General features: G+C 72.0%; 22 protein-coding genes and 1 pseudogene. 15 read left to right on the top strand and 8 right to left on the bottom strand.

The features are described from left to right. Positions 1 to 113 precede the first annotated feature (113 nt). Positions 114 to 1,340 carry a cytochrome P450 gene (locus tag ACIQWR_RS21225; protein ID WP_404011676.1) on the top strand — a complete coding sequence of 409 codons (1,227 nt, stop codon included), beginning with the start codon at positions 114 to 116 and terminating at the stop codon, positions 1,338 to 1,340. 268 nt (positions 1,341 to 1,608) lie between these two features. Then, positions 1,609 to 2,037: a hypothetical protein gene (locus ACIQWR_RS21230; RefSeq protein WP_404011678.1), complete on the top strand. Its 429-nt coding sequence runs from the start codon at positions 1,609 to 1,611 to the stop codon at positions 2,035 to 2,037. 165 nt (positions 2,038 to 2,202) lie between these two features. On the opposite strand, the gene ACIQWR_RS21235 is transcribed toward ACIQWR_RS21230, so the two are convergent. Continuing rightward, positions 2,203 to 3,168, bottom strand: a complete 966-nt coding sequence (locus ACIQWR_RS21235; RefSeq protein ID WP_404011680.1) for an alpha/beta fold hydrolase — start codon at positions 3,166 to 3,168, stop codon at positions 2,203 to 2,205. Positions 3,169 to 3,363: 195 nt separating this feature from the next. Here ACIQWR_RS21235 and ACIQWR_RS21240 point away from each other — a divergent pair, with 195 nt between their 5' ends. Together ACIQWR_RS21240 and ACIQWR_RS21245 are read left to right on the top strand one after the other, a co-directional pair. Next, complete coding sequence (locus ACIQWR_RS21240) at positions 3,364 to 3,816, top strand: DUF2809 domain-containing protein (protein ID WP_404012028.1); 453 nt, start codon at positions 3,364 to 3,366, stop codon at positions 3,814 to 3,816. Between the two features lie 100 nt (positions 3,817 to 3,916). Continuing rightward, positions 3,917 to 4,417: a hypothetical protein gene (locus tag ACIQWR_RS21245; protein ID WP_404011683.1), complete on the top strand. Its 501-nt coding sequence runs from the start codon at positions 3,917 to 3,919 to the stop codon at positions 4,415 to 4,417. Positions 4,418 to 4,523: 106 nt separating this feature from the next. Here the strand turns inward: ACIQWR_RS21245 and ACIQWR_RS21250 are convergent, their stop codons facing one another. Then, positions 4,524 to 5,261 carry a hypothetical protein gene (locus ACIQWR_RS21250; RefSeq protein WP_404011686.1) on the bottom strand — a complete coding sequence of 246 codons (738 nt, stop codon included), beginning with the start codon at positions 5,259 to 5,261 and terminating at the stop codon, positions 4,524 to 4,526. A gap of 543 nt (positions 5,262 to 5,804) precedes the next feature. Here ACIQWR_RS21250 and ACIQWR_RS21255 point away from each other — a divergent pair. After that, positions 5,805 to 7,844: a M4 family metallopeptidase gene (locus ACIQWR_RS21255; protein WP_404011688.1), complete on the top strand. Its 2,040-nt coding sequence runs from the start codon at positions 5,805 to 5,807 to the stop codon at positions 7,842 to 7,844. Positions 7,845 to 7,917: 73 nt separating this feature from the next. Here ACIQWR_RS21255 and ACIQWR_RS21260 read toward each other — a convergent pair whose 3' ends face one another. Continuing rightward, positions 7,918 to 8,412: a YbaK/EbsC family protein gene (locus ACIQWR_RS21260; RefSeq protein WP_404011692.1), complete on the bottom strand. Its 495-nt coding sequence runs from the start codon at positions 8,410 to 8,412 to the stop codon at positions 7,918 to 7,920. Further along, entirely contained in the window at positions 8,382 to 9,371 is a 990-nt protein-coding gene (locus ACIQWR_RS21265; RefSeq protein ID WP_404012030.1) for a DMT family transporter, read from the bottom strand. Before ACIQWR_RS21265 ends, ACIQWR_RS21260 begins: the two co-directional genes overlap by 31 nt. A gap of 80 nt (positions 9,372 to 9,451) precedes the next feature. Here ACIQWR_RS21265 and ACIQWR_RS21270 point away from each other — a divergent pair, with 80 nt between their 5' ends. The 6 genes and pseudogenes from ACIQWR_RS21270 to ACIQWR_RS21295 all read left to right on the top strand — a co-directional run. Then, positions 9,452 to 10,357, top strand: a complete 906-nt coding sequence (locus ACIQWR_RS21270) for a LysR family transcriptional regulator (RefSeq protein WP_404011695.1) — start codon at positions 9,452 to 9,454, stop codon at positions 10,355 to 10,357. A 165-nt stretch (positions 10,358 to 10,522) separates the two neighbouring features. Beyond that, positions 10,523 to 10,936 (top strand): rodlin, encoded by a 414-nt coding sequence (locus ACIQWR_RS21275; protein WP_404011698.1) that lies wholly within the window; start codon positions 10,523 to 10,525, stop codon positions 10,934 to 10,936. 474 nt (positions 10,937 to 11,410) lie between these two features. After that, positions 11,411 to 13,390, top strand: a complete 1,980-nt coding sequence (locus ACIQWR_RS21280) for an RICIN domain-containing protein (RefSeq protein ID WP_404011701.1) — start codon at positions 11,411 to 11,413, stop codon at positions 13,388 to 13,390. A 120-nt stretch (positions 13,391 to 13,510) separates the two neighbouring features. Continuing rightward, a complete protein-coding gene (locus tag ACIQWR_RS21285) occupies positions 13,511 to 14,131 on the top strand; it encodes a hypothetical protein (protein WP_404011704.1) in 621 nt (206 codons plus the stop codon). Between the two features lie 78 nt (positions 14,132 to 14,209). Beyond that, entirely contained in the window at positions 14,210 to 14,863 is a 654-nt protein-coding gene (locus ACIQWR_RS21290) for a CatB-related O-acetyltransferase (RefSeq protein ID WP_404011706.1), read from the top strand. A 7-nt stretch (positions 14,864 to 14,870) separates the two neighbouring features. After that, positions 14,871 to 14,981, top strand: a pseudogene (locus ACIQWR_RS21295) (N-acetyltransferase); the annotation flags it as partial. A 46-nt stretch (positions 14,982 to 15,027) separates the two neighbouring features. On the opposite strand, the gene ACIQWR_RS21300 reads toward ACIQWR_RS21295, so the two are convergent. Further along, positions 15,028 to 15,423 carry a RidA family protein gene (locus ACIQWR_RS21300; RefSeq protein ID WP_404012033.1) on the bottom strand — a complete coding sequence of 132 codons (396 nt, stop codon included), beginning with the start codon at positions 15,421 to 15,423 and terminating at the stop codon, positions 15,028 to 15,030. A 135-nt stretch (positions 15,424 to 15,558) separates the two neighbouring features. On the opposite strand from ACIQWR_RS21300, the gene ACIQWR_RS21305 reads away from it, so the two are divergent. Both ACIQWR_RS21305 and ACIQWR_RS21310 read left to right on the top strand, forming a co-directional pair. Next, on the top strand, positions 15,559 to 16,554 hold the full coding sequence (locus ACIQWR_RS21305; RefSeq protein ID WP_404011709.1) for a helix-turn-helix transcriptional regulator: 996 nt from the start codon (positions 15,559 to 15,561) through the stop codon (positions 16,552 to 16,554). Between the two features lie 65 nt (positions 16,555 to 16,619). Further along, entirely contained in the window at positions 16,620 to 17,453 is an 834-nt protein-coding gene (locus ACIQWR_RS21310; protein WP_404011711.1) for an NAD(P)H-binding protein, read from the top strand. A 130-nt stretch (positions 17,454 to 17,583) separates the two neighbouring features. Here the strand turns inward: ACIQWR_RS21310 and ACIQWR_RS21315 are convergent, their stop codons facing one another. Next, positions 17,584 to 18,891 (bottom strand): DUF3533 domain-containing protein, encoded by a 1,308-nt coding sequence (locus tag ACIQWR_RS21315; protein ID WP_404011713.1) that lies wholly within the window; start codon positions 18,889 to 18,891, stop codon positions 17,584 to 17,586. Positions 18,892 to 19,048: 157 nt separating this feature from the next. Here ACIQWR_RS21315 and ACIQWR_RS21320 point away from each other — a divergent pair, with 157 nt between their 5' ends. Continuing rightward, complete coding sequence (locus ACIQWR_RS21320; protein WP_404011715.1) at positions 19,049 to 19,732, top strand: MerR family transcriptional regulator; 684 nt, start codon at positions 19,049 to 19,051, stop codon at positions 19,730 to 19,732. Positions 19,733 to 19,958: 226 nt separating this feature from the next. Continuing rightward, positions 19,959 to 21,968: an NAD-binding lipoprotein gene (locus ACIQWR_RS21325; protein WP_404011718.1), complete on the top strand. Its 2,010-nt coding sequence runs from the start codon at positions 19,959 to 19,961 to the stop codon at positions 21,966 to 21,968. Between the two features lie 54 nt (positions 21,969 to 22,022). Here the strand turns inward: ACIQWR_RS21325 and ACIQWR_RS21330 are convergent, their stop codons facing one another. Beyond that, positions 22,023 to 23,108 carry a DUF1152 domain-containing protein gene (locus ACIQWR_RS21330; protein ID WP_404011720.1) on the bottom strand — a complete coding sequence of 362 codons (1,086 nt, stop codon included), beginning with the start codon at positions 23,106 to 23,108 and terminating at the stop codon, positions 22,023 to 22,025. After that, complete coding sequence (locus ACIQWR_RS21335; RefSeq protein WP_404011722.1) at positions 23,105 to 24,553, bottom strand: coproporphyrinogen-III oxidase family protein; 1,449 nt, start codon at positions 24,551 to 24,553, stop codon at positions 23,105 to 23,107. Before ACIQWR_RS21335 ends, ACIQWR_RS21330 begins: the two co-directional genes overlap by 4 nt. Positions 24,554 to 24,700 lie beyond the last annotated feature (147 nt).

Raw genomic sequence — 24,700 nt, forward strand, 5'->3', positions numbered from 1 at the left:
GCGCGCCGCGTCCGCCGCTGCGACGCGCTCTTCCGGTCGGGCCCGGCGTCCGGCAGGATGCCCGGTGCGCGCGGGGCCGCTCCCGGGCGCGGACCGTGGGACGGGGGCTCTGTGTGTCAGCAGGTCACGAGCAGGCGGTGCGGGACGCGTTCTACCAGGACCCCTATCCCCGTTACGCCCTCGCCCGGCGAGCAGAAGGACTGACCTGGCTTCCGGAGGCCGATGCCTGGTTGGTCGCGCGAGAGGCGGACGTGCGGGAAGTCCTGCGCCGTGACGCGGACTTCTCCTCGGCGAACGCGCTCCTGCCGGACGTCCCGCTGTCGGAAGCCGCGCTCGGGGTCCTCCCGCGCGGGTTCGGCCCACGGCCGACGGTGGTCTCCACGGACGGGACCGCCCACCAGCGCCTCCGGGCCCCGCTGAACCGGGGCCTGTCCTCCGCCCGGATCGCGGCGCTGCTGCCGTACGCGCGGGAGCGGGCGCGCGAGCTGGTGGACGCCTTCGCCGCCGACGGCTCGGCCGAGTTGGTGGAGGCGTACGCCCGGAAGCTGCCCGGGCTGGTCATCGGGCACCTCATCGGGCTGGAGCCCGAAGACGCCCTCGCCGCGGTCCACGGCGGCTACCGCGCCGAGGAGTTGTTCTTCCGGCCGCTGACGCCGCAGGGGCAGGCCGCCGCAGCGCGGGACGTGGTGGCACTCCAACACCTGTTGGACGGCTACGTGCGCGACCGACGGGCCCGTCCCCGCGACGACCTGTGCTCGGACCTGGTGGCGGCCCTGGCGCCGGGGGAGGGCGAGTTGACCCTGGAGCAGCGTCACGAACTGGTGGCCAATCTGCAGAACCTGCTGATCGCCGGATTCCTGACGACCAGCGCGCTGATCTCCACCGCGTTGCTGCACCTGCTCGGGGACCGGGAGCAGTGGCGGTTGCTGTGTTCCGAACCGGAGTTGACCACCTCCGCCGTGGAGGAATGCGCCCGCTTCGATCCACCCATCCAGGCCTTCCGCCGGACCACGACGCGGTCGGTGACGCTGGGCGGCACCCGCCTGCCCGCGGGCGCCGCGGTGCTCGTCGCCTACGCCTCCGCCAACCGCGACGAACGCCGGTACGGGACGGCCGACCGCTTCGACATCCGACGGCCCGCGGACCGGCGTCACCTCGGCTTCGGCCACGGAGCGCACAACTGCCCGGGCTCCCGCCTGGCACGTGCCCAGCTCCACCTGACGCTGGAGCTGTTCTCGCAGACCCTTCCCGGTCTGCGGCTGGACCCGGACCGGCCACCGCCGCCCATGCGCCCGACCCTCATCCACCGCTCGCCCCGGACGCTCCACGCGACCTGGTGAGCATCCGACGAAACCAGCGAAACCAGCGAAACCAGCGAAGCCAACAGGTCCGACGAAGCTAACGGAACCACCGAATCCATCGGAGGGACTCCGTACCGGCAGAACATCTCCTACATCACGATTGAACGGCGCTGACCTGCGGTTTTATGCCGATCTGCGGTGGTGGGGGAGTGCCGTGTGAGGATGCGGCGCCGGTGGGCCTGTGCGAGGTTGGTACGAGTGGGGGCTGGACGGGGGGCGTCTTCTTCCCCGAAGGGGTGCATCACAGATGAACCGACTTCTCGCCGCTGCCGTGAGCACGGCCGCCGCAGCGCTCCTCGTGACCGGCGGGGCCGCCTCGGCCTTCGCCGCCGCGCCGACCGATGACGCGACGAACAAGCTGTGCAGCAGCCTGACCGAACTCAAGGCCGACAACGCGAAGTTGCGTACGCTCGACCCGGCAACCGCCACCAAGGACCAGATCAAGAGCGCGCACAACGCCGTTCAGGATGACTGGAAGACCGTCGCCGAGTCCACCGCGCAGTTCAACGCCGCGCAGAAGGACGCGGTGAAGTCCGCGGCCGACGCCGTGAAGAAGACGTACGACGGCCTGCCCGGTGACACCACCGGCGCCGATGCCCTGACCAAGCTCACCCCGGACCTGCAGAAGCTCGACACGGCCGTGGCCAGTGCCCAGTCCGGGCTGAAGTGCGGCTGATCCGACCCACCACCGGGCCTGCTGCGGGTGCTGCCGGGCCCGCCACCGGACCCACCACCGACGGCGGTGGTTCGATCGCGCACTGTGATCGGGCCACCGCCGTCTCCGTTGCCGTCTCTGTCGCCGTCTCCGTCGGGCTCCGACCCGCCGGGGCCGTCTCGCTCCTCAGCCCGCCAGTAGGGTCCGGATCTCCCGGGCGAGGGCGTCCGGGGCCGTCGCCGGCACCATGTGGTCGGCGTCCGGGAGGACCACGTGACGCCCGTGCGGGGATCGGCCGGCCCGGTAGGCGTGGGAGGCCGTGGCCCGTTCGCGAACGCGGGGCGGCATGCCGATCGAAGGGCGGCCGGCGGAGACCACGAGGAGAGGGATCTCCCCGAGGTCCGGCGGGGTGTCGAGGAGGGCTCGGAGATCACCTCGGGTGTCCTCCAGCTCACGGCCCCGCGTACGCATCGCGGCGACGGTGTAGCCCTCGGCCCGCATGTCGGCGGCCGCGTCGGCGGGCAGGGCGGCGGTGAGCGAGCGGTAGGCCGGGCCGAGCAGCCCGATCCGGGCCAGTAGGGCGCTGATGCGTTGGCCCATCCGCTCCTGGCGCCGCATCTCGGGGCGGAGCAGCAGGTCACAGGACTCGTCGGCGGGGTCCACGAGCGCCAGAGCGGCGATCCGCCCGGGTCGGGCCGCCGCGGCCAGCCGGACGAGGGGCCCGCCCCAGCTGTGCCCGACCAGGAGGAACGGACCGGGCCCGAGGTGGTCGAGCAGGTCGCCCAGGTCGCGGGCCAGGTGGTCCAGGCGGCGCGGACCGGGGTCGGGCGCGCTGCGACCGAGGCCGCTGCGGTCGTAGACGACGGTGGGAGCGAAGGCCGACACGGCCACTTGGACGGGCGCCCAGTAGGAACGTCCCGCCGCCAGACCGCCCTCGAAGACCACGGTCGGCATCGCGGCCGCGGCCCCGGACGCGGCTGCGGCCCCGTCCGGGGCGTCGGGGCCCGCGAGCCGCTGGTAGTAGAGGCTGCGGCCGTCCCTGGTGGGCGCCAGGCCGGCCTCCCCCTGACTGTGCGCGGAGCCGCCGCGCCCGGGCTCGGTCGCCGCCCGCCCCTGCCGCGCGTCCTGACCCCGCTCTTGCGCCCGCCCCATCCGGATCACCCTCCTCGTACGTCACCGACCACTGACCAACGGCCACCCGCCAGCAGGGCGAGTTAGGTAACCCTAACCAATGGGTCAGGCCGTTGCCTACGCCCCCGCTCCCCGCTCCCAGCCAACGCTCGACCGGCGGCTCGTGGCGTGCGGCAGGATGACTCCGTGCCCCTCGTACCAGGAACCCATGGCCGGATGGCCGCCGACCCCGTGCGGATCCGCCTCGTGGCTGCCGTCGCCGCCGCGGCAACCGTGGGCGCGGGCCTGGGGCTTCGGGCCGTGGCGGGCGGGGACGTGGCCAAGTACGGCGGCGACGCCCTCTATACGGTCCTGTTGCTCGCGCTCGTCGTCGTGGTCGCGCCGCGTACGACGCCCCCGCGGGCCGCCGCGATCGCCCTGACCGCGAGTTGGGCGGTCGAGTTCCTCCAACTCGGCCCGCTGCCGGCGGAGCTGGCGCGGCACAGCACCGTGGCCCGTCTCGTGCTCGGTTCCACCTTCAACGCCCCGGACCTGCTCTGGTACACGGTCGGGGCCGCGGTCGGTTGGTGCGTCCACGCCTGTGTCCACGCCTGCGCCCACGTCTGCGCGCGCGCCTGGGCGCGACGCCGTCCGCCGTCGAAGTCGCCTCTGCGGGCGCCGGGCCCGTGATGCCCACGGGCGGCCCCGCCCCTCTGCTCCCCCGTGCGGGGGAGGGGCTCCTCCTGCGAGCCGACGCCTGGCCCGCGCCCCGGCTCGTAGCGTCGAGGGCATGGAATCCGAACCCGGGAAGACCCTCGTCCGCTGGGCGTACGCGGCCGTCGCCTGGTTGGTGGTGAGCTTCGTGTGGCATGTCCAGATGGGCGTCATGTACGAAGACGCGATGGGCCCGGACGACGGCACTCCGGTGTGGCTCTTCCTCTCCTACGACGCCCTCATCGTCCTCATGTCGGTCGTCGGCGTGGTGTGCCTGCTGACCACGGTCGAGCAGGGGCGCCGACGTGCGTCGCACCGGCTGGTGCGCGCGCTCCTGTGGATCGGCTGCGCGGTGCTGACGGTGCGGGGCGTGCCCGGCCTCGTCGAGAACATCACCACGGCGACGGGACTCACTCCGCATGGCCTGCTCGGGATGGAGAAGGAGGCCGTCGTCACGGGGTCGTGGGACTTCTGGAAGACCATGCTGATCAACGGCTACTTCTTCCTCGGCGCGGTACTCCTCGTGCCGGCCACCGTGTTGTCCCGCCGGAGTCGACGCGCGGCGAAGGCGACGTGAACCGGGGATGCGGCCCATGCGCGTTCCTGAGAGCCGGTTCCACGGAACCGCCGGTTCCTACGGCTGGTATCCCGGGTCGGCGAATGCCCGCCCGGGCCACATCCGGTCACACGGCGATCGGAACGTCCTCGATCCAGCAGTCGACCGACTTCGCGGTGATCACGGCTCGGGCCTCCTCGGCATCGGCTCTGGTCAGGAAGGCCCCCGCCGCGGTGACCTCGGGTCCCTCGGGGCGCATCACCCGTGTCATGAGGACGCTGATGTGTCGGTGGCGCTCGCGCCGGATCGTGGCGTTCTCCTCGGCCGACAGGGCCTCGACGAGTTCTTGGGCCGAGGCGATGTCGAGGCCGGCATCGATGCCGGAAAGCGGCCGGCTGGGCCAGGCGAGCGGCCTGGCGGGGTGGAACGGGTTGAAGAAGCTCTGCTGCGTGCGGCGGAGCACTCCTTCGGTCCAGCCGACGGCCATGGCGACCACGTAACCGGACTCGCCCCGGCTCTCCAGGACGAAGACGCGATCTTCCCTGCCGAAGGACGTGTCGGCGTGCTCGGCCTTCACCTGCTCGGTCTCGGTCCCGGTCGCGCACCTGATCGCCAAGCCGCGGTAGTCGGTGCTGATCTTCAGCACGTAGACGGGCTTGAAGAGGAGGTCGATCGTCGTCTCGGGCTCACCGGGCTCACCGGGCTCACCGGGCTCGTCCGCCCCATTGGGTTGGCCGACGCTGCGCATCAGGAGTTGGCCGTGGCTCGCCGTGAAGGCCAAGAGGTGGAAGCTGCGCTCGCTGCGAAAGAGCTCCTTGCCGGGGGCGAATTGGTGGTCGCGGTTGAGCCAGGTGCTGTCCGTCATGGGCTCACGATCTCCGTCCCGCCCACGCCGGTCAATCCGAGGGTGCGTTGGACCCTCTGCCGGTAATGCCCGCCTCGTACAGCGGGGTGCGGGCGTGAGGCATTGCGGACTCCCTCGGGGGTGGCGCCGCGCGGAGCGGCTCCCGTGATCACACCGGTCAAGTCGTGCGCAGAGCAAGACTGTTTGACGCTTGATGTCGAACGCTTTACCTGAATGCGCAAGACGGAGTCGAGTGTCAGGATCTGGTCAAATCCTGTCCGGGATACGCCAGTTGAGGTCCTTGGGTGCCGATTCGCTCCGGCCCCGCGCGTCCGCTCGCCGGTCGCCACCCATCGGAATCCGGACATGTTTCGGCCGATACATGGCGTGTCCATGGCGATCATGAAGATCGCTGGCAACCTCTCCCCATCCCCAACAGCACCACCAGAGCCAGACACACCAACGGCACCAACAGCACCACCGGTGCCACCGGCTCTGCCCGGCGGGCCGGCCTCGTCCCGGCCGCCGATTTCGTTCCACCCCCCACGCTCTGAAGGAGTCCGCGTGAAGTCCACGCATCGCCGGAACGCCACCGCCACCGGCGCCCTGCTCGCAGCCGCCGCCCTGCTGACCGTCGGCGTCCAGGCCGGCAGCGCCAGCGCGCAGCCCGAAGCGTCCGCGAACACGAACGCCCCCGGTGGCGCACCCGTGCGCAACCCGGGCGCACTGCCCGCTCAGCTCACCCCGAGCCAGCGCGCCGAGCTCATAGCCAAGGCGCAGGGCACCACGGCCGCCACGGCCAAGGAGCTCGGTCTCGGCTCGCAGGAGAAGCTCCTGGTCCATGACGTGGTGAAGGACCAGGACGGCACCACCCACACCCGGTACGAGCGCACGTACGAGGGCCTCCCCGTCCTCGGCGGCGACCTGGTCGTCAGCCGCACCGCCGCGGACCGGACGCAGAGCGTGAGCAAGGCGTCGGCCGCCCAGTTGCAGGGCATCTCCACCTCCGCCCCGGCCGACGCGCCGGCAGCGGCCTCCGCGAAGGCCCTCGACGCCGCGAAGTCGATCGGTTCCAAGGCCGACAAGGCCGACGCCGCGCCCCGCAAGGTCGTGTGGATGGCGAACGGCGTGCCGACGCTGGCCTACGAGACCGTCATCGGCGGCCTCCAGGACGACGGCACCCCCAACAAGCTCCACGTCGTCACCGACGCCAGGACGGGCGCGAAGCTCCACCAGTGGCAGGGCATCGAGACCGGTGTCGGCAACACCCACTACAGCGGCCAGGTCACCCTCGGCACGTCCGCGTCCGGTGCGAGCTACACGCTGAACGACGCCGGTCGCGGCGGCCACAAGACGTACAACCTGAACCGCGGTACGTCGGGCACGGGCACGCTCTTCAGCCAGTCCACCGACACCTGGGGCAACGGGGCCAACTCCAACGCCGCCACCGCGGGCGCCGACGCCGCGTACGGCGCCGGGGTCACCTGGGACTTCTACAAGAACGTCCTCGGGCGCTCCGGAATCCGCGGCGACGGCGTCGCCGCCTACTCCCGCGTCCACTACGGGAACGCCTACGTCAACGCCTTCTGGGACGACGACTGCTTCTGCATGACGTACGGCGACGGAACGGGCAACAACGACCCGCTGACCTCGCTGGACGTCGCCGGCCACGAGATGACGCACGGCGTCACCGCAGCCACCGCGGGCCTGGAGTACAGCGCCGAATCGGGCGGCCTGAACGAGGCGACCTCCGACATCATGGGCACGTCCGTGGAGTTCTACGCGAACAACCCCAGCGCACCGGGCAACTACCTCATCGGCGAGCAGATCAACATCAACGGCGACGGCACCCCGCTGCGCTACATGGACAAGCCGAGCAAGGACGGCGGTTCCGCGGACGCGTGGTACTCCGGCGTCGGCAACCTCGACGTCCACTACTCCTCGGGCCCGGCCAACCACTGGTTCTACCTGGCCTCCGAGGGATCCGGCGCCAAGACGGTCAACGGGGTCAGCTACAACTCGCCGACCTCCGACGGCCTGCCCGTCACCGGCATCGGCCGGGACAAGGCACAGCTCATCTGGTACAAGGCCCTCACCACCAAGTTCAACTCCAGCACGGACTACGCGGGTGCCCGGACCGGCACGATCGCCGCGGCGACCGAGCTGTACGGTGCCGGCAGCGCCGAGGTCAAGAACGTCACCGACGCCTGGGCGGCCGTCAACGTGGGCGCCCGTTCGGGCGGCACGACCACCCCGGGGAAGGTCTTCGAGAGCACGACCCGGGTGGCCATTCCGGACTCGCCCGGCCCCGCGGTCACCTCGTCGGTCACCGTCAGCGGGGTCACCGGCAACGCGCCGAGCACCCTCAAGGTGGGCGTGAAGGCCACGCACACCTACATCGGCGACCTCCAGATCGACCTCGTGGCCCCCAACGGGACCTCGTTCCGGCTGCAGAGCTCGTCGTCCGACTCCACGGCGAACCTGGACAAGACCTACACGGTCAACGCCTCGGCCGTAGCGGCCAACGGCACCTGGAAGCTGAAGGTCCAGGACAAGGGAGCCGCCGACGTCGGCACGATCACCGACTTCAAGCTCACCTTCTGACACGTACGGACGTGAAGAAGGTGCCCGGAGCCTCCCCAGGCCCCGGGCACCTTCGCGTCCTCTCGGAGCGGGGCTACGTCACGGTTTCGGCGATGGGCGCGACGCGCGGCACGGCGAGCCGGGCGTAGTCCTCGCCCGAGATGACCGCCGACCGGTCGAGCCGGGCGGCATTGAAGTACAGCTGGGGCCGGGCGATGACCGCGGGGTCGGCGACGAGTTCGAGGTCGGGATCGAAGGCGAAGGGCAGCACGGTGCCGGGGACGGCGTGGGCCAGTCGCTCGGCGGTGGCGGCGTCGCTGAAGCCGACGTAGCGGGCGTCGAACAACGTACGGACGGCGTCCAGGTCTACGCGCCGGTCGCCCGGGACGACCGCGAGGACGTGGCGGGTCGTCTTCTTGTCGGTCTTGACCCGCAGGACGATGCACTTCGCCGCCTCCGAGGTGGGGTGCCCGCGCAGGGCACACACCGACTCCGTGCTGCCCTCGGGTGCGTGATCGATGAGCCGGTAGGGCGTCCCGGTGGTGTCGAACAGGGTGATCAGGCGCTGGTACGTGTCATGTTCGGGCACGCTTCGTCCTCTTTCCCGGTGCTTGCTCTTGCTGGGGTGGTGTGCTCGGTCGGGTCGGTCCCGTGGGTCCGGTGGGTACGTTCGATGTTCTGGCCCCAGTAGGTGCCGGCGACCATCAGCAGGGCGCCCAGGGCGGCCCACGGGGTGAGCCGTTCCCCGCCGACGCCGATGCCGATGGCGACGGCCCAGATCGGTTCGGTGCCCAACAGCAGGCTGGCCCGACTGGCGGAGGTGCCCTGCACGGCCCACGTCTGCGCGAGGAAGGCGAACACGCTGCAGAACAGGGCGAGATAGGCCAGCTGGGCCCAGGTGGTGGCGCTGCTGTGGAACAGGTCGGGCAGGTGGACGGCGGCGAGCGGCAGGAACAGGGCCGAGCCGAGAGCCGTCTGCACGGTCGTGAGGTGCAGCGGGTCCACGGGACGGCGCCCGGTGAGCCGGCCGACGAGAACGACGTGCCCGGCCCGGACGAGCGCGGCGGCGAGCATCAGCGCGTCTCCGGTGCGCAGCGCGTGCAGCCCGGTGCTGGAGGTCAGCAGCCCGACGGCCACGACGCAGACACCGGCTGCGAGGAAGAACGTCCACGGCAGTCGGCCGCCGCCCGTGCGGTCCAGCAGCGGAGTCAGCAGGGGCGTCAACACGATGGTCAGGCTGATGATCAACCCGGCGTTCGCGGCGCTGGTGTGCGCCACCCCGTACGTCTCCAGCACGAGCACGGCCGCCTGGGTGACTCCCAGCAGCGACCCTGCGCCGACCTCCGCACGCGTCCAGCGGGCGCGGCTGCGGGTGCGGCCGCGGACGGCCACCAGGGCTCCGCACGCGAGTGCGGACATCGCGTACCGGGCGAACAGGACCGCCAGCACCGGAAGTGCGACGGTGGCCGTCTTGGCCGCGAGGTAGCTGGAACCCCAGACCAGCGCGACCAGGAAAAGTACCGCATCGGTGCGGCGGGCAACATGCATGCCGCCACGCTGCCCCACCAGCACGTTGAAGGCCATGACCAACGTCTAAACCTACGGTGTAGCGGCACTACAATGTCAGCGTGGACGAACGGCAGCTGCGCATCCTGCGCGAACTGGGAGACCTGGGCAGCGTCAGCGCGGTCGCCGAGGCACTGCACGTGACGCCGTCCGCGATCTCGCAACAACTGCGACTGCTCCAGCGCTCGATTCCCGTCCCGCTCACCGAACGGGCCGGACGCAAGGTGGTGCTGACCGATGCCGGCCAGGCCCTGGCCGCGGCGGCCGTCCAGGTCGAGACGGCCCTGGCCCAGGCCCGGAACACGATCAGCGACTTCGCCGAGCAACCCGACGGCGACGTGTCGGTGGCCGCGTTCCACAGCGCGGCGTCCGCGTTCTTCCCGCTGCTGTTGCGCGGCCTCGCCGGCCCCGGACGCCCCCGCCCGGCACTCGCCGACGAGGACGTCCCCCAGGACCGTTTCCCCACCCTCACCCGTGACTACGATCTCGTACTCGCCCACCGTCTCGACCACGGCCCGCCCTGGCCGCGCACCGTGACCTCGACGACGCTGCTGCGCGAGCCCCTCGACGTCGCCCTGCCGGCCGGTCATCCGCTGGCGGCCGAGCCGCGGCTCACCCCGCGGGACGTGGCGGACCAACCGTGGATCACGGTGCACGACGGCTTCCCGCTGATGTCCACCATCGAGGCCATCGCCAGCGTGGCCAACCGCCGACTCGACATCGTCCACCGCATCAACGAGTTCGCGGTGGTCGCCGAGGTCGTCGCCGCCGGGGGAGGCATCGCGCTGATGCCCCGCTGGACCGCCCGGCCGCACCCCGACGTCGTCCTGCGGCCCCTGAGCGGAGTGCGCGCGCGGCGCGACATCGACGTCCTGCACCGGCCCGAGCGCACCGCGCGCAGGGCTGTGCGCACGGTCCTCGCCGAGTTGCACCGCGCCGCGGCCGCGATCCAGGGGCGCGGCCGCTGAGCATCGATCGCACGGTCGACGCGGCTCCTCGGTCGACGAGGCTCCTCGGGTGCGGCGTCGAACGGGGGCCCGGCAGTGGGCTGTTCAGGCGGATCACAGACACCTGCGGCGGGTTCCGTCGTTGATCGGGGCGTCATTCACCGTGCACTCGTAGAAGGACCTGTGATGTTCAACAAGATTCTGGCCACCGCCGCTGCGACCGCGTCCATCCTCGGAGCGGGCGCCGCCGTGGCCGCCCCGGCCATGGCGATCGGCAATGACGACGGGATCAACACCGTCAACGGCAACGGTGCTTCCCAGGTCTACGGCAACCAGAAGACCGCCGGCAACCAGAGCCCGCAGCTCAGCCTGGTCCAGGGCTCCGCCAACAAGCCCTGCGTCGGACTGCCCGTCAAGGTCAACGCCCAGTCGCTGGTCGCGATCATCGCCAACGTCGGGGTCCAGGACATCCCCGTCCTGTCGAACCCGATGAACCAGCAGTGCACCGAGAACTCCACCCAGGCCAAGGGCGACGAGCCGCTCTCGCACATCCTGGACAACATCCCGGTCCTGTCCGGCAGCGCCTCCCTCAACAGCTGATCCGTTGCCCTCCCGGCGGGCCGGGGCGCCGGCCGCATGCACGAGTGCGGCCGCTGCCCCGGCCCTGACCGGGCGTCACCGCCGACCGGAGGCCCTCGTTCCTCACGGGCCGTGACGAGGGAATTTCGACAGGTAGTAATTAGGTGAATTCCTGACTGAATTCCTGTCAATAGTCCTCCACTTCATATCTCATTTCGATAACGACTGCCGCCTATAAGGCCTGGACCAATCCGCGTGACGCGCGTAACTAGGCTTGTTTTACCGGGTGGTGATTGTTCGTCAAATTCGACGAGCAGGTAACGGAATGATTTCTTGAGGTGCGGCCCCTCTTTGTCCGAATTCTCCGCCGCGTTCGTCTGGCAGGCTTCCGCGCACCCACTCATCCGATTCACAGTTGAGGTGCGCATGACAGGACGACGTAGACGGCGGGAGCATCGCCGCAAGCCCCGGCGGTTGATACTTCTCACCGCCGCCATGAGTACGGCGGCGGTGATAGCCGTAGGCATCGCCTACTCCGGCATGGGTGACGGCGCCCAGGCCGTGCCCGTACGAGCCGCCGAGGGAACCGCCGCGGCACCGGCCTCCGCGCCCGCCCGGGACCAGGAGCCCAAGCCCCTCGCGGCCGCGCCCGCCAACGAGAGCGCGCGCGGCATGATCTACGACGGTCTCGCCCCCGCGCCGGGAGGCGACCGGTGCGCCGGCGTCTACCGGACCAGCGCCGGCCTCTGTACCCACGGGCCCGACGCCCCGCCCAAGGGCGTCGACATCACGAAGGACATCCAGCCCGCGGTCAAGTCCGCGGCTCCGGCGGCCGATCCGGCCCGCCCCCAGGCCGACGACCCGGCGAGCTCCGAAGGCGGCGGACGTCCTGAGGACGCGCCCGCCGCCGACGCCGGTCGCGCCGCCGACAAGTCCGCCGCGCCCGCGCCCTCGGCCGCGGGCCAGGCCGTCGCCGCCGGCCCCGCCGGCCAGACCGTCCAGTGCGACGGTGACGGCAGCACCGGCAACCGGGTCCAGGTCGTGTACGTCCACGGGCCGGGCCGCGACCGCTACTCCGAGTACGTCGCCTCGTTCCGCAAATGGGCGGCCGACGCCGACCTCATCTACGCGACGAGCGCCCAGGAGACCGGCGGTATCCGCCACATCCGCTACGTCACGGCCGCCGACTGCACCCCGACCGTGGTCAACATCGAGCTCCCCGACTCGGCTCTGGCCGAGTTCAGCTCGACCAACACCGCCCTCGCCGGCAAGGGGCTCGACCGCCGGGACCGCAAGTACATGATCTTCGCGGACACCCAGGTCTACTGCGGCATAGGCACCTTCAACGGTGACGAGCGGCCCGGCCAGGCCAACATCAGCAACTTCGGCCCCTCGTACGGGCGCACGGACTCCGGCTGCTGGGGTGGCCACACCGCGGCGCACGAGCTCGGCCACAACCTGGGAGCGGTCAACAACAGCGCCCCGAACACCAGCCGTGGCGCGCACTGCACCGACGAGTTCGACGTCATGTGCTACTCGGACACGCCCTACTACCCGCAGATGCGCAACGTCTGCACCAACCAGGCGTCCGAGAACATCCTCGACTGCAACCACGACGACTACTTCCACACGAGTCCCAAGGCCGGCAGCTACCTCGCCACGCACTGGAACATCGCGGACAACCAGTTCCTGATGCGCACCCAGGGCGGAGGCGGCACGGACCCCGGCCCGAACCCGGGCCCCACGCCGACCAAGAAGCCGACGCCCACGCCGACCAAGAGCCCGACGGGCGGTCCGGACGTGACGGTGGGGCAGATCCAATCGGACTCCGCCGTCGTGAACTGGCCCAAGGTCGAAGGCGCCGCCTGGTACCAGGTCCTGCTGAACGGCAAGCACCTGGGCTGGGTCCAGTCGCCCGTGCTGCGCGTCTACAACCTCCGGCCCGACACCTCCTACACGGTCGCCGTCTCCGTCCGAGACAACGCCGGCCGCGACACGGGAGCCGGTAGGACCGCGTCCTTCCGCACGAAGGGCACGGGCGGCGGCGCGACCACACCCGGCACCCGCTACCTGCTCGGCAACGGCAGCACCGGCATGAACGCCGAGGTCTGGGGCGGGCGCGCCGCCGACGGCACCGTGCTCGTCGGGGCCCGCTCCAACGGGTACGCCCAGCAGCAGTGGTACTTCGACGACGCGGGCAACGGACTGGTCCGCATCCGCTCCGCGGTCTCCGGCAAGTGCCTGCAGCCGGGCAGCGCTCCGGCCGCGGGGGTGTGGGTCGCCCAGCAGCCGTGCGGCGGCGCCGCGCAGGCCTGGAAGCTGACCTCCCGAGGCGCGGCGGTGACCGTCACCGACCCGAGCGGCGGCTTCGCGCTGACCGTGAGCAGCCGTCCCTACTACGGGAACTGGCTGCTGGACCTCCAGCGCGCGGACGGCCGCGCCGCACAGTCCTGGACCGCGCAGAAGGTCGGCTGACCCTCCCTGAGGCCCGCCTGAAACCCCCTCCGGCGGACGGCCGCGTCACGCGCGCGGCCGTCCGCCGGTCCCACTCCCCTCCACTCCCCTCCACTCCATCCCACCCGGAGCCCCTTCACGATGCGCATACGAATCGCTCTCCGAGCCGCCCTGACCGCCCTCGGCCTGATCCTGTTGTGCCCCGCCGCGGCGCACGCCCACGGGGACACCGTGAAGGTGGTGATGACCGGGCAGCGGGAGGGCCACGTCACCGCCGACATCGCCTGGGAGAACGACGGCGACGCGGTCGAGGAGGCGGTGGCCGCCACCGTGAACGCGGTCAGTGGCGACGGCTCCCGCACCATGGGGCCCTGGCGGCTGGTGCGAGATCCCGCCAAGGCGCCGGCCGGCTGGGTCACCGCAGAGTCCCTGCCGCCCGGCTCGTGGAAGGTCGCCGTGGACGTCGGCTTCCCCGCGCTCGGACACGGCGAACTCCAGGTCGACGTCCCGGCGGTGGACCCGGCCCCGGTCACCGGCACGCCGTCGCCCTCGGCGCCCCGTACCCAGACGCCACCGCCGGCCCCGGCGTCGTCCCCCGAGGCTCACGCAGCGCGCGCGGAAGCCGGATCGGGCTCCGCCATCTGGTGGACGGCGGCGGGCGTGACGGCAACGGCCCTGATCGGATCGGCCGTGGGGATCCTCGTACGCCGCCGACGCGAGCGCCGCCGCGGGCACTCGGGGCGGCGGCCGGTATTGCGTTGATCAAGGCGGCGGGGGCGTGCCAGCATGTCGGTGCGTCAGAAGTCACTCTCGGTGCGATGGAGAGGAACCGCCTCCGCGATGCAACCCGTTCCCGCTGACCCCACCGTGCTCCACCCGATGCAGGAGCACCCGCGTGTGGTCCTGCTCAAGCCACTGGTGAAGTCGCCGCTGATCGAGGTCGGCGACTTCACCTACTACGACGACCCGGACGACCCGACCGCCTTCGAGACGCGCAACGTCCTCTACCACTACGGCCCCGAGCGGCTCGTCGTCGGGAAGTACTGCGCCTTGGGCACGGGCACCCGGTTCATCATGAACGGCGCCAACCACCGCATGGACGGACCTTCCACCTTCCCGTTCCCCACCATGGGGGGCTCGTGGGCGGAGCACTTCGACCTGATCACCGACCTGCCCGTCCGGGGCGACACGGTCGTCGGCAACGACGTGTGGTTCGGCCACGGCGCCACGGTCATGCCCGGTGTGCGCATCGGTCACGGCGCGATCATCGCCGCCGGCGCCGTGGTCACCGCGGACGTCCCCGACTACGCCATCGTCGGCGGCAACCCCGCCCGGCTCATCCGCACCCGCTACGACGCCACGGACGTCGCCCGCCTCCTCGCCGTGGCGTGGTGGGACTGGCCCGTGCGATCCATCACCCGGCACGTACGGGCGATCATGTCGGGGACCGTGACCGACCTGGAGGAGGCCGTGGCGCAGATCGACCCGGCCTGACCCCACGACGTCCGACGAGGACGGCCTGCGCTTCGCGCTCCGCCGCGGATTCGTCGAGAGCGAGCGCTACCTGCTGGCCGGGGAGACGATCCCCTGGATCGACTTGAGGCTCGCCTGACGGCCCGGACCGGGGTCGGTCGCCCGAAGGGCCGGTGGCCATCGCCTCAGGCGACGGCGGTTCCCTCGATCTCGACCAGTTGGCCGGGGACGGCCAGTCGCACCACTCCGAGCATCGTGGTGGGCGGTGCCACCCCGGCCGCGCCCAACCGCGCCGCCAGCTCGCCGTAGTGCTGGAACAGCAGGTCGACGTCGGTGGTGTAGACGTTGAGCCGCACGAGGTGCGCGAGGGACATGCCGGCCGCGCCGAGGACCGCCTCCAGGTTGTCCGTGCTCAGGCGCAACTGCGCCGCCATGTCCCCGTCGTGCAGGGGCTCGCCGTCGCCGCTCATCGCGGTCTGTCCCGAGACGTACAGCGTCCGTGAGTGCCCGGACACGACCTCGCCCTGGTTGAACCCCAACGCCACCGACCACGTGCTCGGGTTGACCGCCGTGCGCTCCACTGCCACACCAACTCCATCCGTTCGTCGCGGGGACGTACGTCGACCCGCTCGGCAGACGCCGGTTCCGACGTCGTGTGGACGAGCCTCGTCGCGAATCACGACACCTTCCGTCAGGTATTCGCATAGCGTTCTGCCGTGCGCGCCGATCGGTTGGTCTCCCTGGTCCTACTGCTGCGCCAACGCGGCCAGTTGACCGCCGACACCTTGGCCCGCGAGCTGGAGGTGTCCACGCGCACCGTGCTGCGCGACATCGAGGCGCTCTCCGCGGCCGGCGTCCCCGTCTACGCCGAACGGGGCCGGCACGGCGGTTTCGCGCTGTTGCCCGGTTTCCGGACCGAGCTCATCGGACTCAACCGCGACGAGGCCCTCGCCCTGCTGGCCGCCGGATCGGGGCGCGGCGAGGGGGCGTTCGGCCTCGGCCCGGCGCTCGCTTCGGCCCTGCGGAAGGTGGTCGACGCGCTGCCCGAAGGGCACCGGGCCACCGTGAGCGACGCGGCCGGGCGTTTCCTCGTCGATCCGCGGACCGACCTGCTCCCGCGCCGCCCGACCGCCGACGAGGTGTCCGACGCCACGATGATCGAGGTCCGTCGTGCGGTGCTCGCCGGGAACAAGCTGCGCATCCGCTACGCGCCCACGGGCGGTACGCTTCGGTGGCGCACGGTGGACCCGATCGGACTGGTGACCGTGCGCGACCGTGGATATCTGCTGGCGACGAGATCGGGCGCGGACCGTACCTACCGGTTGTCGCGCGTGCTCGCCGCCGAGGAGCTCGCCGAGGCGGCCGAGCGGCCGAACCGGGTCGATCTGGACCGGATCTGGCGCGAACGCTGCGCGCAGTTCCTCGGCAGCGACCACATCACCGTCCTGGTACGGGTGGAACCGGAGCGCCGGGACGACCTGGTGGACACCGCGGTGGCCGTGCGCGCGGAGGAACCCGACGTGGACGGGCGGCTGCGGCTGGAGCTGACGTTCCAGGATGCGCGACATGCCGAATGGGCACTGTGGCAGCTCGGCGCGGACGCGGAGGCCCTGTCACCGCAGTCGGTGCGCACCGCCCTGCGCCGCCGCGCCGCCGCGATGGCCACCCGCTACGGGGACGTGCCGCTACCGAGACGTGCCTCAGCACCTTGACCTCAACCAAGATCGAGGTCCTAGCGTGGCGCCCAGTTGATCACCTGACGACGGGAAGCACGCTCATGATCCTCGTGACCGGAGCCACTGGAAACATAGGCCGCGCCTTGATCGAGGAGCTGCACGCACGCGGCGCCGGGCCGGTGAGGGGGCTCACCCGTGACGCCGCTCGGGCCGTCCTCCCGGAAGGGGTGGAGGTGGCGGAGGGCGACTTCGCGCGGCTCGCGTCGTTGGAGCCCGCGTTGGAGGGGGTGCGCTCGATGTTCCTCGTGTCGCGCCTGGGCCCGGATGCCGAGGTACTCGATGCGGCCCGGCGGGCGGGCGTGGAGCACGTCGTGCTGGTGTCGTCCATCACCGTCCAGAGCCACCCGCACCTCGGCCCCGCCGGCGAGAACCTGGCGGTGGAACAGCTGCTCAAGGCGAGCGGCATGGCCTGGACGATCCTGCGGCCGACGCAGTTCGCGTCGAACGCCCTGATGTGGTCCGCGACCGTCCGGGGCCGCGGACGCGTCAGCGCGCCGTACGCCGGGACCGCGCTGCCCACCATCCACCCCGCGGACATCGCCGCGGTGGCGCGCGTGGCCCTCACCGAGCCCGGTCACCACGGACGCACGTACGCCCTGACCGGTCCGGAACCGGTGACCGCCCGACAGCAGGTCGAGGCCATCGCGGCCGCACTGGGACGGGAGGTGCCCTTCGTCGAGATCGGCCGGCAGGAGGCCCGCGCGCAGATGGCCGCCGCCTTCGGGCCGGAGGCCGCGGACGCGGTGCTCGACGTCACCGGCGGCGACGTGAACGACGAACTGCTGGCGGTGCGCGACACGGTCGCCCGGGTCACCGGCGAGCCGGCCCGCCCCTTCCGGCAGTGGGCCGCGGAGAACGCCGACGCCTTCCGCTGAGCGGCATCCCCCGCTCGGGCGGGCACGTTGCCGGAGGCGAGCAACCGCAGGGCCCGGGCAGGGGCGGGACCGGCGTGGCGGTGCGGGGCGGCCACCGACCGCCCCGCACCGCCACGCCGACGAAGGTGGATCAGGCGCCGGCGGGCTCCGCCGCCCCGGCCGGCTCCTGGGCCGCGGGGGTCTCGCCGTCGGGGTGCGGGATGCGGTGCAGCCCCCGGCGGTCGTAGAGGCGGGTGACCGCGAAGCCGAAGACCAGGGCGGCGAATAGGGCGACGCCCATCGAGGTCCACGCCCGGGTCAGACCGGCGTCGGCCTGGGCGCCGTAGTAGAGCAGGGAGCGCAGGCCCTCGGTGATCTGGCGCAACGGCTCGAACTCGGCGAGGGCGCGGAAGAAGCCGGGCAGCGCCTGGAGCGGCACGGTGGCGCCGGAGGAAGGAACGGCCATCGCGACGAAGACGATGGTGGCCAGCAGCATGCCCGGGGTGCCGAAGGCGGCGAAGAGGGCCAGGCTGCCCAGGCCGACGACCGCGATGGTGGCGACCGAGTAGAGCCACAGCAGGCCGAGGTGGGAGGCGTCCATGTCGAGGATGCCGACGGTCGCGACCTCGACCAAGGTGCCCATGACCACGGCCATGCCGAGCATCAGCGCCATGCCGATGGCCAGGGTGCGCACGCGGCTGGTGTGCTGCACGGGTTCGCGCTTGCGGATGGGGCCGTAGTCGGTGTGCAGGTAACCGAGCGCGGTGTCGACCTGGGAGTTGACCAGGTTGGCGCCGAGCATGCCGCAGACGACCAGGACCAGCGCGTAGTAGAAGGCGCTCAGGCCCATGGCGCTGCGCGCCCCGAGGGGGTGGCCGTCGGCGACGGCCACGGTCACCGGGTCGGCCAGCTTCAGCTGGGCGGCCGTGGGGAGCGCGGTCTTCTGGGCTCCGGCCTGCTTGAGGAGCTCCTGGCCGATCGAGGCGGAGGCGGCGTGGGCGGCCTTCTGGGCTGCCTGGGAGGACATCGAGGAGCCGATGCTGCCGGCTGCCTGGTTGGTCAGCACGGTCATGGTCGGCGGGGCGGCCTTGCCCTGGGCCGCGGGCTGGGGGGAGCCGAGCGCGGCCACCGTCGCGGAGAAGTCCTCGGGTATGACGAGGGCGCCGAAGACCTTGCCGCTGCCCAGGCGCTTGTCGGCCTCCGCACGGCTGACGACCTGCCAGTCGATGCTCCGGTCGCCCTCGGCGGCCTTGCGGATCCCCGCGACGGCCTGATCGCCCAGGTCGAGGTGCCGGCCGCCGGCGTCAGCGCCGCGGTCCCCGTTGACCAGGGCCACGGGCAGATCGCGCAGGTTGCCCCTGGGGTTGACGTTGCCGCCGACGTAGAGCAGCGCGAACATCATGGAGACCACTGCGGCGATGAGTCCCGTACCGATCCACAACCGGGGTCGGCGGAGCACGGAGGGGGGATTGGGCTGAGGCATCGATTCTCCGGTACGACTGCGTTCCTGAGGCTGGATACTGAAGGTATCCAGATGGTGGATACTGGCAGTATCTTGTTGCGGTGTCCAATCGCCGACGGCGCGAGCCGGACCGAGTGACCAGCAGGGAAGCCGCATGAAGATCTCCGAGCTCAGCCGGCGGACCGGCGTACCCGTCGCCAGCATCAAGTACTTCCTGCGCCAAGGCCTGTTGCCGGCGGGCCGGGCCACTTCCGCGACCATCTCCGAGTACGGGGACGAGCACGCGCAGCGGCTGCGGTTGATCAAGGCGCTGACCACGCTCGGCGGCCTGTCCATCGCCGCCACCCGGGACGTGCTGGGGGCCGTGGACCAGGCCGACACCTCCGAGGGCGCCCTCGGAGCGGTCAGCTACGCCCTCCCGGTGCCCGTGGCCGCCCAGGGCGGCGCGGGGCCCGAGGACGACGGCGCCACCCCGGCCGCCGCTGCGGAGGTGACCGAGCTGCTCACGGCCCTGGACTGGCAGGCCCCCGACACCTCACCGCACGTGCGGGGGCTGACGACCGCCCTGCGGGAGCTGCGGCGGCTGGACGCGCAGTACGGCCCGGGCGAGCTCGCGGCCTACGCACGGCTGGCCGAGGGGGTGGCCCGACTGGACCTGGAACGCGCGGCGGTCCTGGAGGACCCGGTGGCCCTGGCCGAGCGGGCGGTGATCGTCTTCGCGATCTGCGCTCCGGTGTTCGAGCTGCTGCGCCGACTCGCCCAGGAGGACCAGGTCCGGCGGCGCCTGATGGACGACGGCGCCGGCGCCGGCCCCGGACCGGCCGCGCCGCGCGCGTAAGTCCGCGGGACGGACCCGGCTCGGCTCCGAACCGCTCCCGCACCGCTCCCGGATCGGCCCCGAATCCGAAAACGAGTCCCCTTCGTCATGCTGCGGATGGGTTTAACCGCTATGCCGTTTCCCTACCGTGACGCGCCGTTAAGGTGTCACGTGCACCCATCCGTCGGTGCCGGGCGGTCCGCGGCACGGCGGGCACCCGCCGCGCCATCCCACCGAGGAACGCCGGTTGTCAGGACGCAGGCCCACAGACCCAGCAGGACGGAACGCACCCGCCTGGGCGCGCACGCGCTACTGGTTCGACACCATGGTGGCCCGCGGCACGGCGGTGCTGATCGGCTGGCTCGTACTGATGTGCACGGCCATCGTCGTACCGGCCAGCGCGGCCCTGGTCTGGGCGGACGACCACGGCCCGACCACCTCCTCCGGCCGGGCCCTGGCCGTCTGGGTGAGCGTCGGCCAGACCCTCAAGCTCGGCGGCGCCGTCGGTAGTCCCCTGTACGTGGTGCTCTCGGTGGTGCTGGCCCTCGTCGCGCTGCTCTTCGTCTCCACCCTCGTCAGCCTCATCACCACCGGTCTCAACGACAAGGTCCTCGCGCTGCGGCGGGGCCGCTCCACCGTCCTGGAGTCCGGGCACACGGTCCTGCTCGGCTGGTCCGACCAGGTCTTCCCGATCGTGTCCGAGCTGATCACGGCCAACGCCAACCAGCGCCGGGCGGCCCTCGCCGTCCTCGGCCCCAAGGACAAGGCGCAGATGGAGGACGAGATCACCGACGCCGTCGGACGGCTGGGCCGGACCCGGCTGATCTGCCGCAGCGGGACGACCACCGACCCCGCCCTCGTGTCGCTCGTCGCACCCGGGACGGCCCGCGCCGTGCTGGTCCTGACCCACGAAGGAGAGGGGGGCGACGCCCACGTGGTGAAGACCCTGCTCGCCTTGGAGGCCGCGGTCCGCGGACTCGGCGCGCCCGCCCGGCCCGGCGTGGTCGCGGCCGTCCGCGACGGGCGGCACAAGCGGGCCGCGGACCTGGCCGCCGGACCGCTGGGGCACGTACTGAACATCGAGGACATCACCGCCCGGCTGATCGCGAGGACCTCCTGCGAGCCCGGGCTCTCGCTCGTCTACCGGGCCCTGCTCGGCTTCGACGGGGACGAGATCTACACCGTGCCCGCCGGCCACCTCGCCGGCAGCACCTTCGGCGACCTCCTGTTCGCGTACGCCGACTCCAGCGCGATCGGCCTGCTGCGCGCCGACGGCCGGGTGGAGCTCAACCCGCCCTCGGCGAGCGTCCTCGGCGTGCGGGACCGGATCGTGGTGATCACCGAGGACGACGACACGGCCGTCCCGACGGACCGGCCGCTGCCCGTCGACGACCGGGCGGTCGTCACGGCGCCGCCCTCGCGGCCCTCCCCGGAACGCTTCCTGATGCTCGGCTGGAACCCCCGCGCCCCCCGCATCATCGAGCAGCTCGACGCGGGCGTGCCCGACGGCTCCGTGCTGGTGGTGATGGCGGAGGGCGAGGAGCACCTGAAGGACGCGGACCGCTGCGCCCGGACGCCCGGGCGGCGGATGCCGGTCACCGTCCTCGACGGCGACGTGAGCGACCCGGACGTACTGGCGGCGATCGACCCACTGGGCTTCGACCGGGCCGTGGTCCTGGGGTACGACGGCCCGGAGGCGGGCGGCCCGCCCCTCGGCGGCGATGATCGGACCCTGGTCACGCTGCTGCACCTGCGGGCCCTGGAGCGGGCGGCGGGCCGGGAACTGGCCGTGGTGACCGAGATGGCCGACGACCGCAACCGCCTGCTGGCACCCGCCCGCGAGGGCGCCGACTTCATCGTCGGCAGCCGCCTGATCAGCCTGCTGATGACCCAGATCGCCGAGGACGGAAGCCTCGGAGCGGTCTTCGACAGCCTGCTCGCGTCCACCGGCGACACCCTCCACCTGAGGCCCGCCGCCGACTACGTCGTGACCGGACGCCCCGTCGGCTACGCCACGGTGGTGGAGGCGGGGCGCCGCCGCGGGCACTGCGTCATCGGCTACCGGCTCCAGCCGGACGGCCCGGACGGCCCCGCGCACGGCTTGTGCATCAACCCCGACAAGCGGGCGGAGGTCTGCTTCGGGCCGCGGGACTCCGTGCTCGTCCTCGCACCCGGACCGGCCTCATGCGCCGCCCCCGCCCCTGCCCCAGCAGCCGGTACGACGCCCTCGCCCCGCCTGCCGTTCCCCACCTCGTGACGGCCGGCCGGGCTCGACGCGGTCCCGGCCGGCCCGGGACGCCGGCCGGCCCCGTCAGCCGAGCCGCAGGAGCGGGGTGTCCGTGGTGAGGAGGGCCCGTAGGGCCGGGATGTCCGACCAGGTCAGGCCCAGGGTGCGGGCGGCGTAGCGGAGGGTGACGTGCTCGGCTCCGTCGGCCGCCGCGCGCAGCGTCCGCACGGCCCCGTCCCGGTCGAGGAGGGCGGTCCCCCCGGCGGGCGGCTCCCGCCGGGGGGTTCCGGCGCGTTCGCTCTCCAGCCCGGGAATGCCGGTGAGCCGGTGGGAGACGTCGGCGGCGGCTGCCAGGGTCGCCGGGCGCTCCTCGACGAGGGCCCGGGCCACGGGGTTGTGGGCGATGGCCTCCTGGAGCGGCAAGGGGTAGAGCCGCGGGGAGGCGTCCGTGAGCGCGATGACGTGGTTGACGGTGCGCACGGTGCCGCGGACGCCGTGGAGGGCGGCGGCCCACAGCGCGGACGCCTCGGAGGGGTGCCAGGCCAGTGCGCGGGCGGCCGCCGTCGTCGCGTCCCGGTCGGGGACGAGGGGCGGGCTCGCGGCGAGGCGTTCGAGGAGGACCCCTTCGCCGATCTCCCCGTCGAGGCCGGGCCCCGCGACGTGCACGGTGGTGGGGAGCCCCGTGAGGTGGCAGGCGGCGAGGGTGAGGGCGTCACCGAACGGGCTGCACAGCCCGGGCTCGTCGCCGTGGGTCAGGACGTCGCCGCCGATGTCGACGACGTGGATCCGACCGCCCGCCGCTTCGGCCATGGACGCGATCTGCCGGGCCAGGGCGGCGAGGCCCCGGCCGGGGTCGAGGAGCAGCAGCCGGGCGGGCAGGTCCCGCGCGAGGGCGGGCATGGTCGACCCGGCGGGCGGGCGGGCCCGGGTGGCCGGGGTGAAGGCCGCGAAGCCGTCACCCCGGCCGCTTCCGGCTTCCTGCACGAGCCCGTCGAAATCCGCCGCGCCGAGCGGGCTGGAGGTCGGGTCGACCTCGGGGCGCTCCCACGCGTACGTGGCGATCAGCGGCGGGTCGGCCGGTCCGGCCGGGTCCGCCGCGAGGGCGCGGGCGGCGACGAGGGTCCCGACGGGATCCCCTCCGCCGCCCGCCGCGACGTACAGACCGCTCACGCGACCCCCTCGCGCTCGCGCAGGTCGATTCCGGTGATCCGGACCGGAGTCGCCCCCATGTTCTTCTGCGCGCGCCTGTTGGCCGCGTGCAGCCGCTCGTAGTACTCGCGGTCGAGGTCCTTGACGGACCCGGAGTAGAACATCCAGGACAGCACGTCGCGGTACTTGAAGCCCTTGGAGGTCAGCTGGACGCGCCGGCCGAGGCGGTGGATCAGCCCGTTGGACTCGGCGGCCTCCAGGATGGGCTCGAACTCGGCGGCGTGCCCCTGGTAGCCGAAGCGGTCGAGCTCGCCGAGGTCGAGGTCGAAGGTGTCGAGGACGAGGCGCTTGCGGACGATCTCCTCGGCGGTCAGCTCGAAGCCGGTGACGGGGGCGAGTTCGTGGTTCTTGGCCTTCGTGATGTAGTCGGCCACCTCGGCCGCCGACGGCTTCACGCTGCCGCACATGTAGTCGAGCACGCTGGTGTAGGAGCGGGCGCCGACGCCGAGGCCGAGCAGCGGCACGCCGTGGAAGGTGAGCACCTTCTGCGCGTAGCCCCCGCGGCCGGGCTTCTTGTAGCGCACGGAGCCCTCCTGGACGTAACCGTGGTCGAGGAAGACCTGGCGCGCGTAGTCGTAGCGCTCGTACAGCTCGGGCTGCCACATGTACTGGTAGGCGCCCGTCCTGGAGAACCAGGCGTCCGGCCGCACCGTGAGGAAGTACGTGCTGATGGTGGTGGGTTGGAGCGCGGCCAGCTCGTCCACGCTCTGGCGCCAGGTCTCGGGGGTCTGCCCCGCGAAGCCCATGATCAGGTCGGTGGACAGGTCCGGCAGGCCCAGGTCCTGGGCCGTGCGGATGGCGCGGCGGATGACGTCCTCGTCCTCCCCGCCGCGGCCGGCCTCGCGGATCTCGCGCGGGACGAGGGACTGGATGCCGACGTTGGCGCGGGTGAGGCCCATGTCGATGAGGGCCTTGAACTCGTCGGGAGCGTCGGCGATCGACGACGGGGTGGCCTCCACGGCGATCTCCTCCGCCGTGGAGCGCCAGTTGGGGTAGATCTCGCCGATGGTGGCGAATATCTGCTCGAAGTGGCGGGGCCGCAGCAGGGCGGGGGTCCCGCCGCCGATGTAGATGGTGCGCAGCCGGCGGGCCTGGATGATCTCCGCGTGATCGCGGATCTGCGTACAGAGCGCGTCGGTGTAGGCGTCGTAGACGTCCTCGTCCGTGCTGATGATGGTGTACAGGTTGCAGAACCCGCATTTGCGGTCGCAGAAGGGTACGTGCAGGTAGAGGTTGAGCTCGGGAACCTGGTAGTTGGCGAGGTCCGCGGCCCAGATGTCGGGGACGGTCCATTTGCCCTCGGGGAGCGGGCGGTAGGTGGAGCGGGGCGGGTACGAGTACTGGTAGGGCGGAATGACGCCCTGTTCGATGTGGTCGGCGAGCTCTTGGTGCAGCCTGCTGGTCACGGTGTTGCCTTCCGGGACGGGTCCGGGCGCGGGTTCACCCAGCCTGGTGATCGGACCACGGGGCGCCCTTCGGGGCCCATCGGGTGGGAGCACCAAATACCGTCCACCTACTGACCAGTTCATTGTGTATTGCTCCAAATGGTGGTG

This window comes from Streptomyces sp. NPDC098789, from assembly GCF_044759975.1.
Lineage (GTDB): Bacteria > Actinomycetota > Actinomycetes > Streptomycetales > Streptomycetaceae > Streptomyces.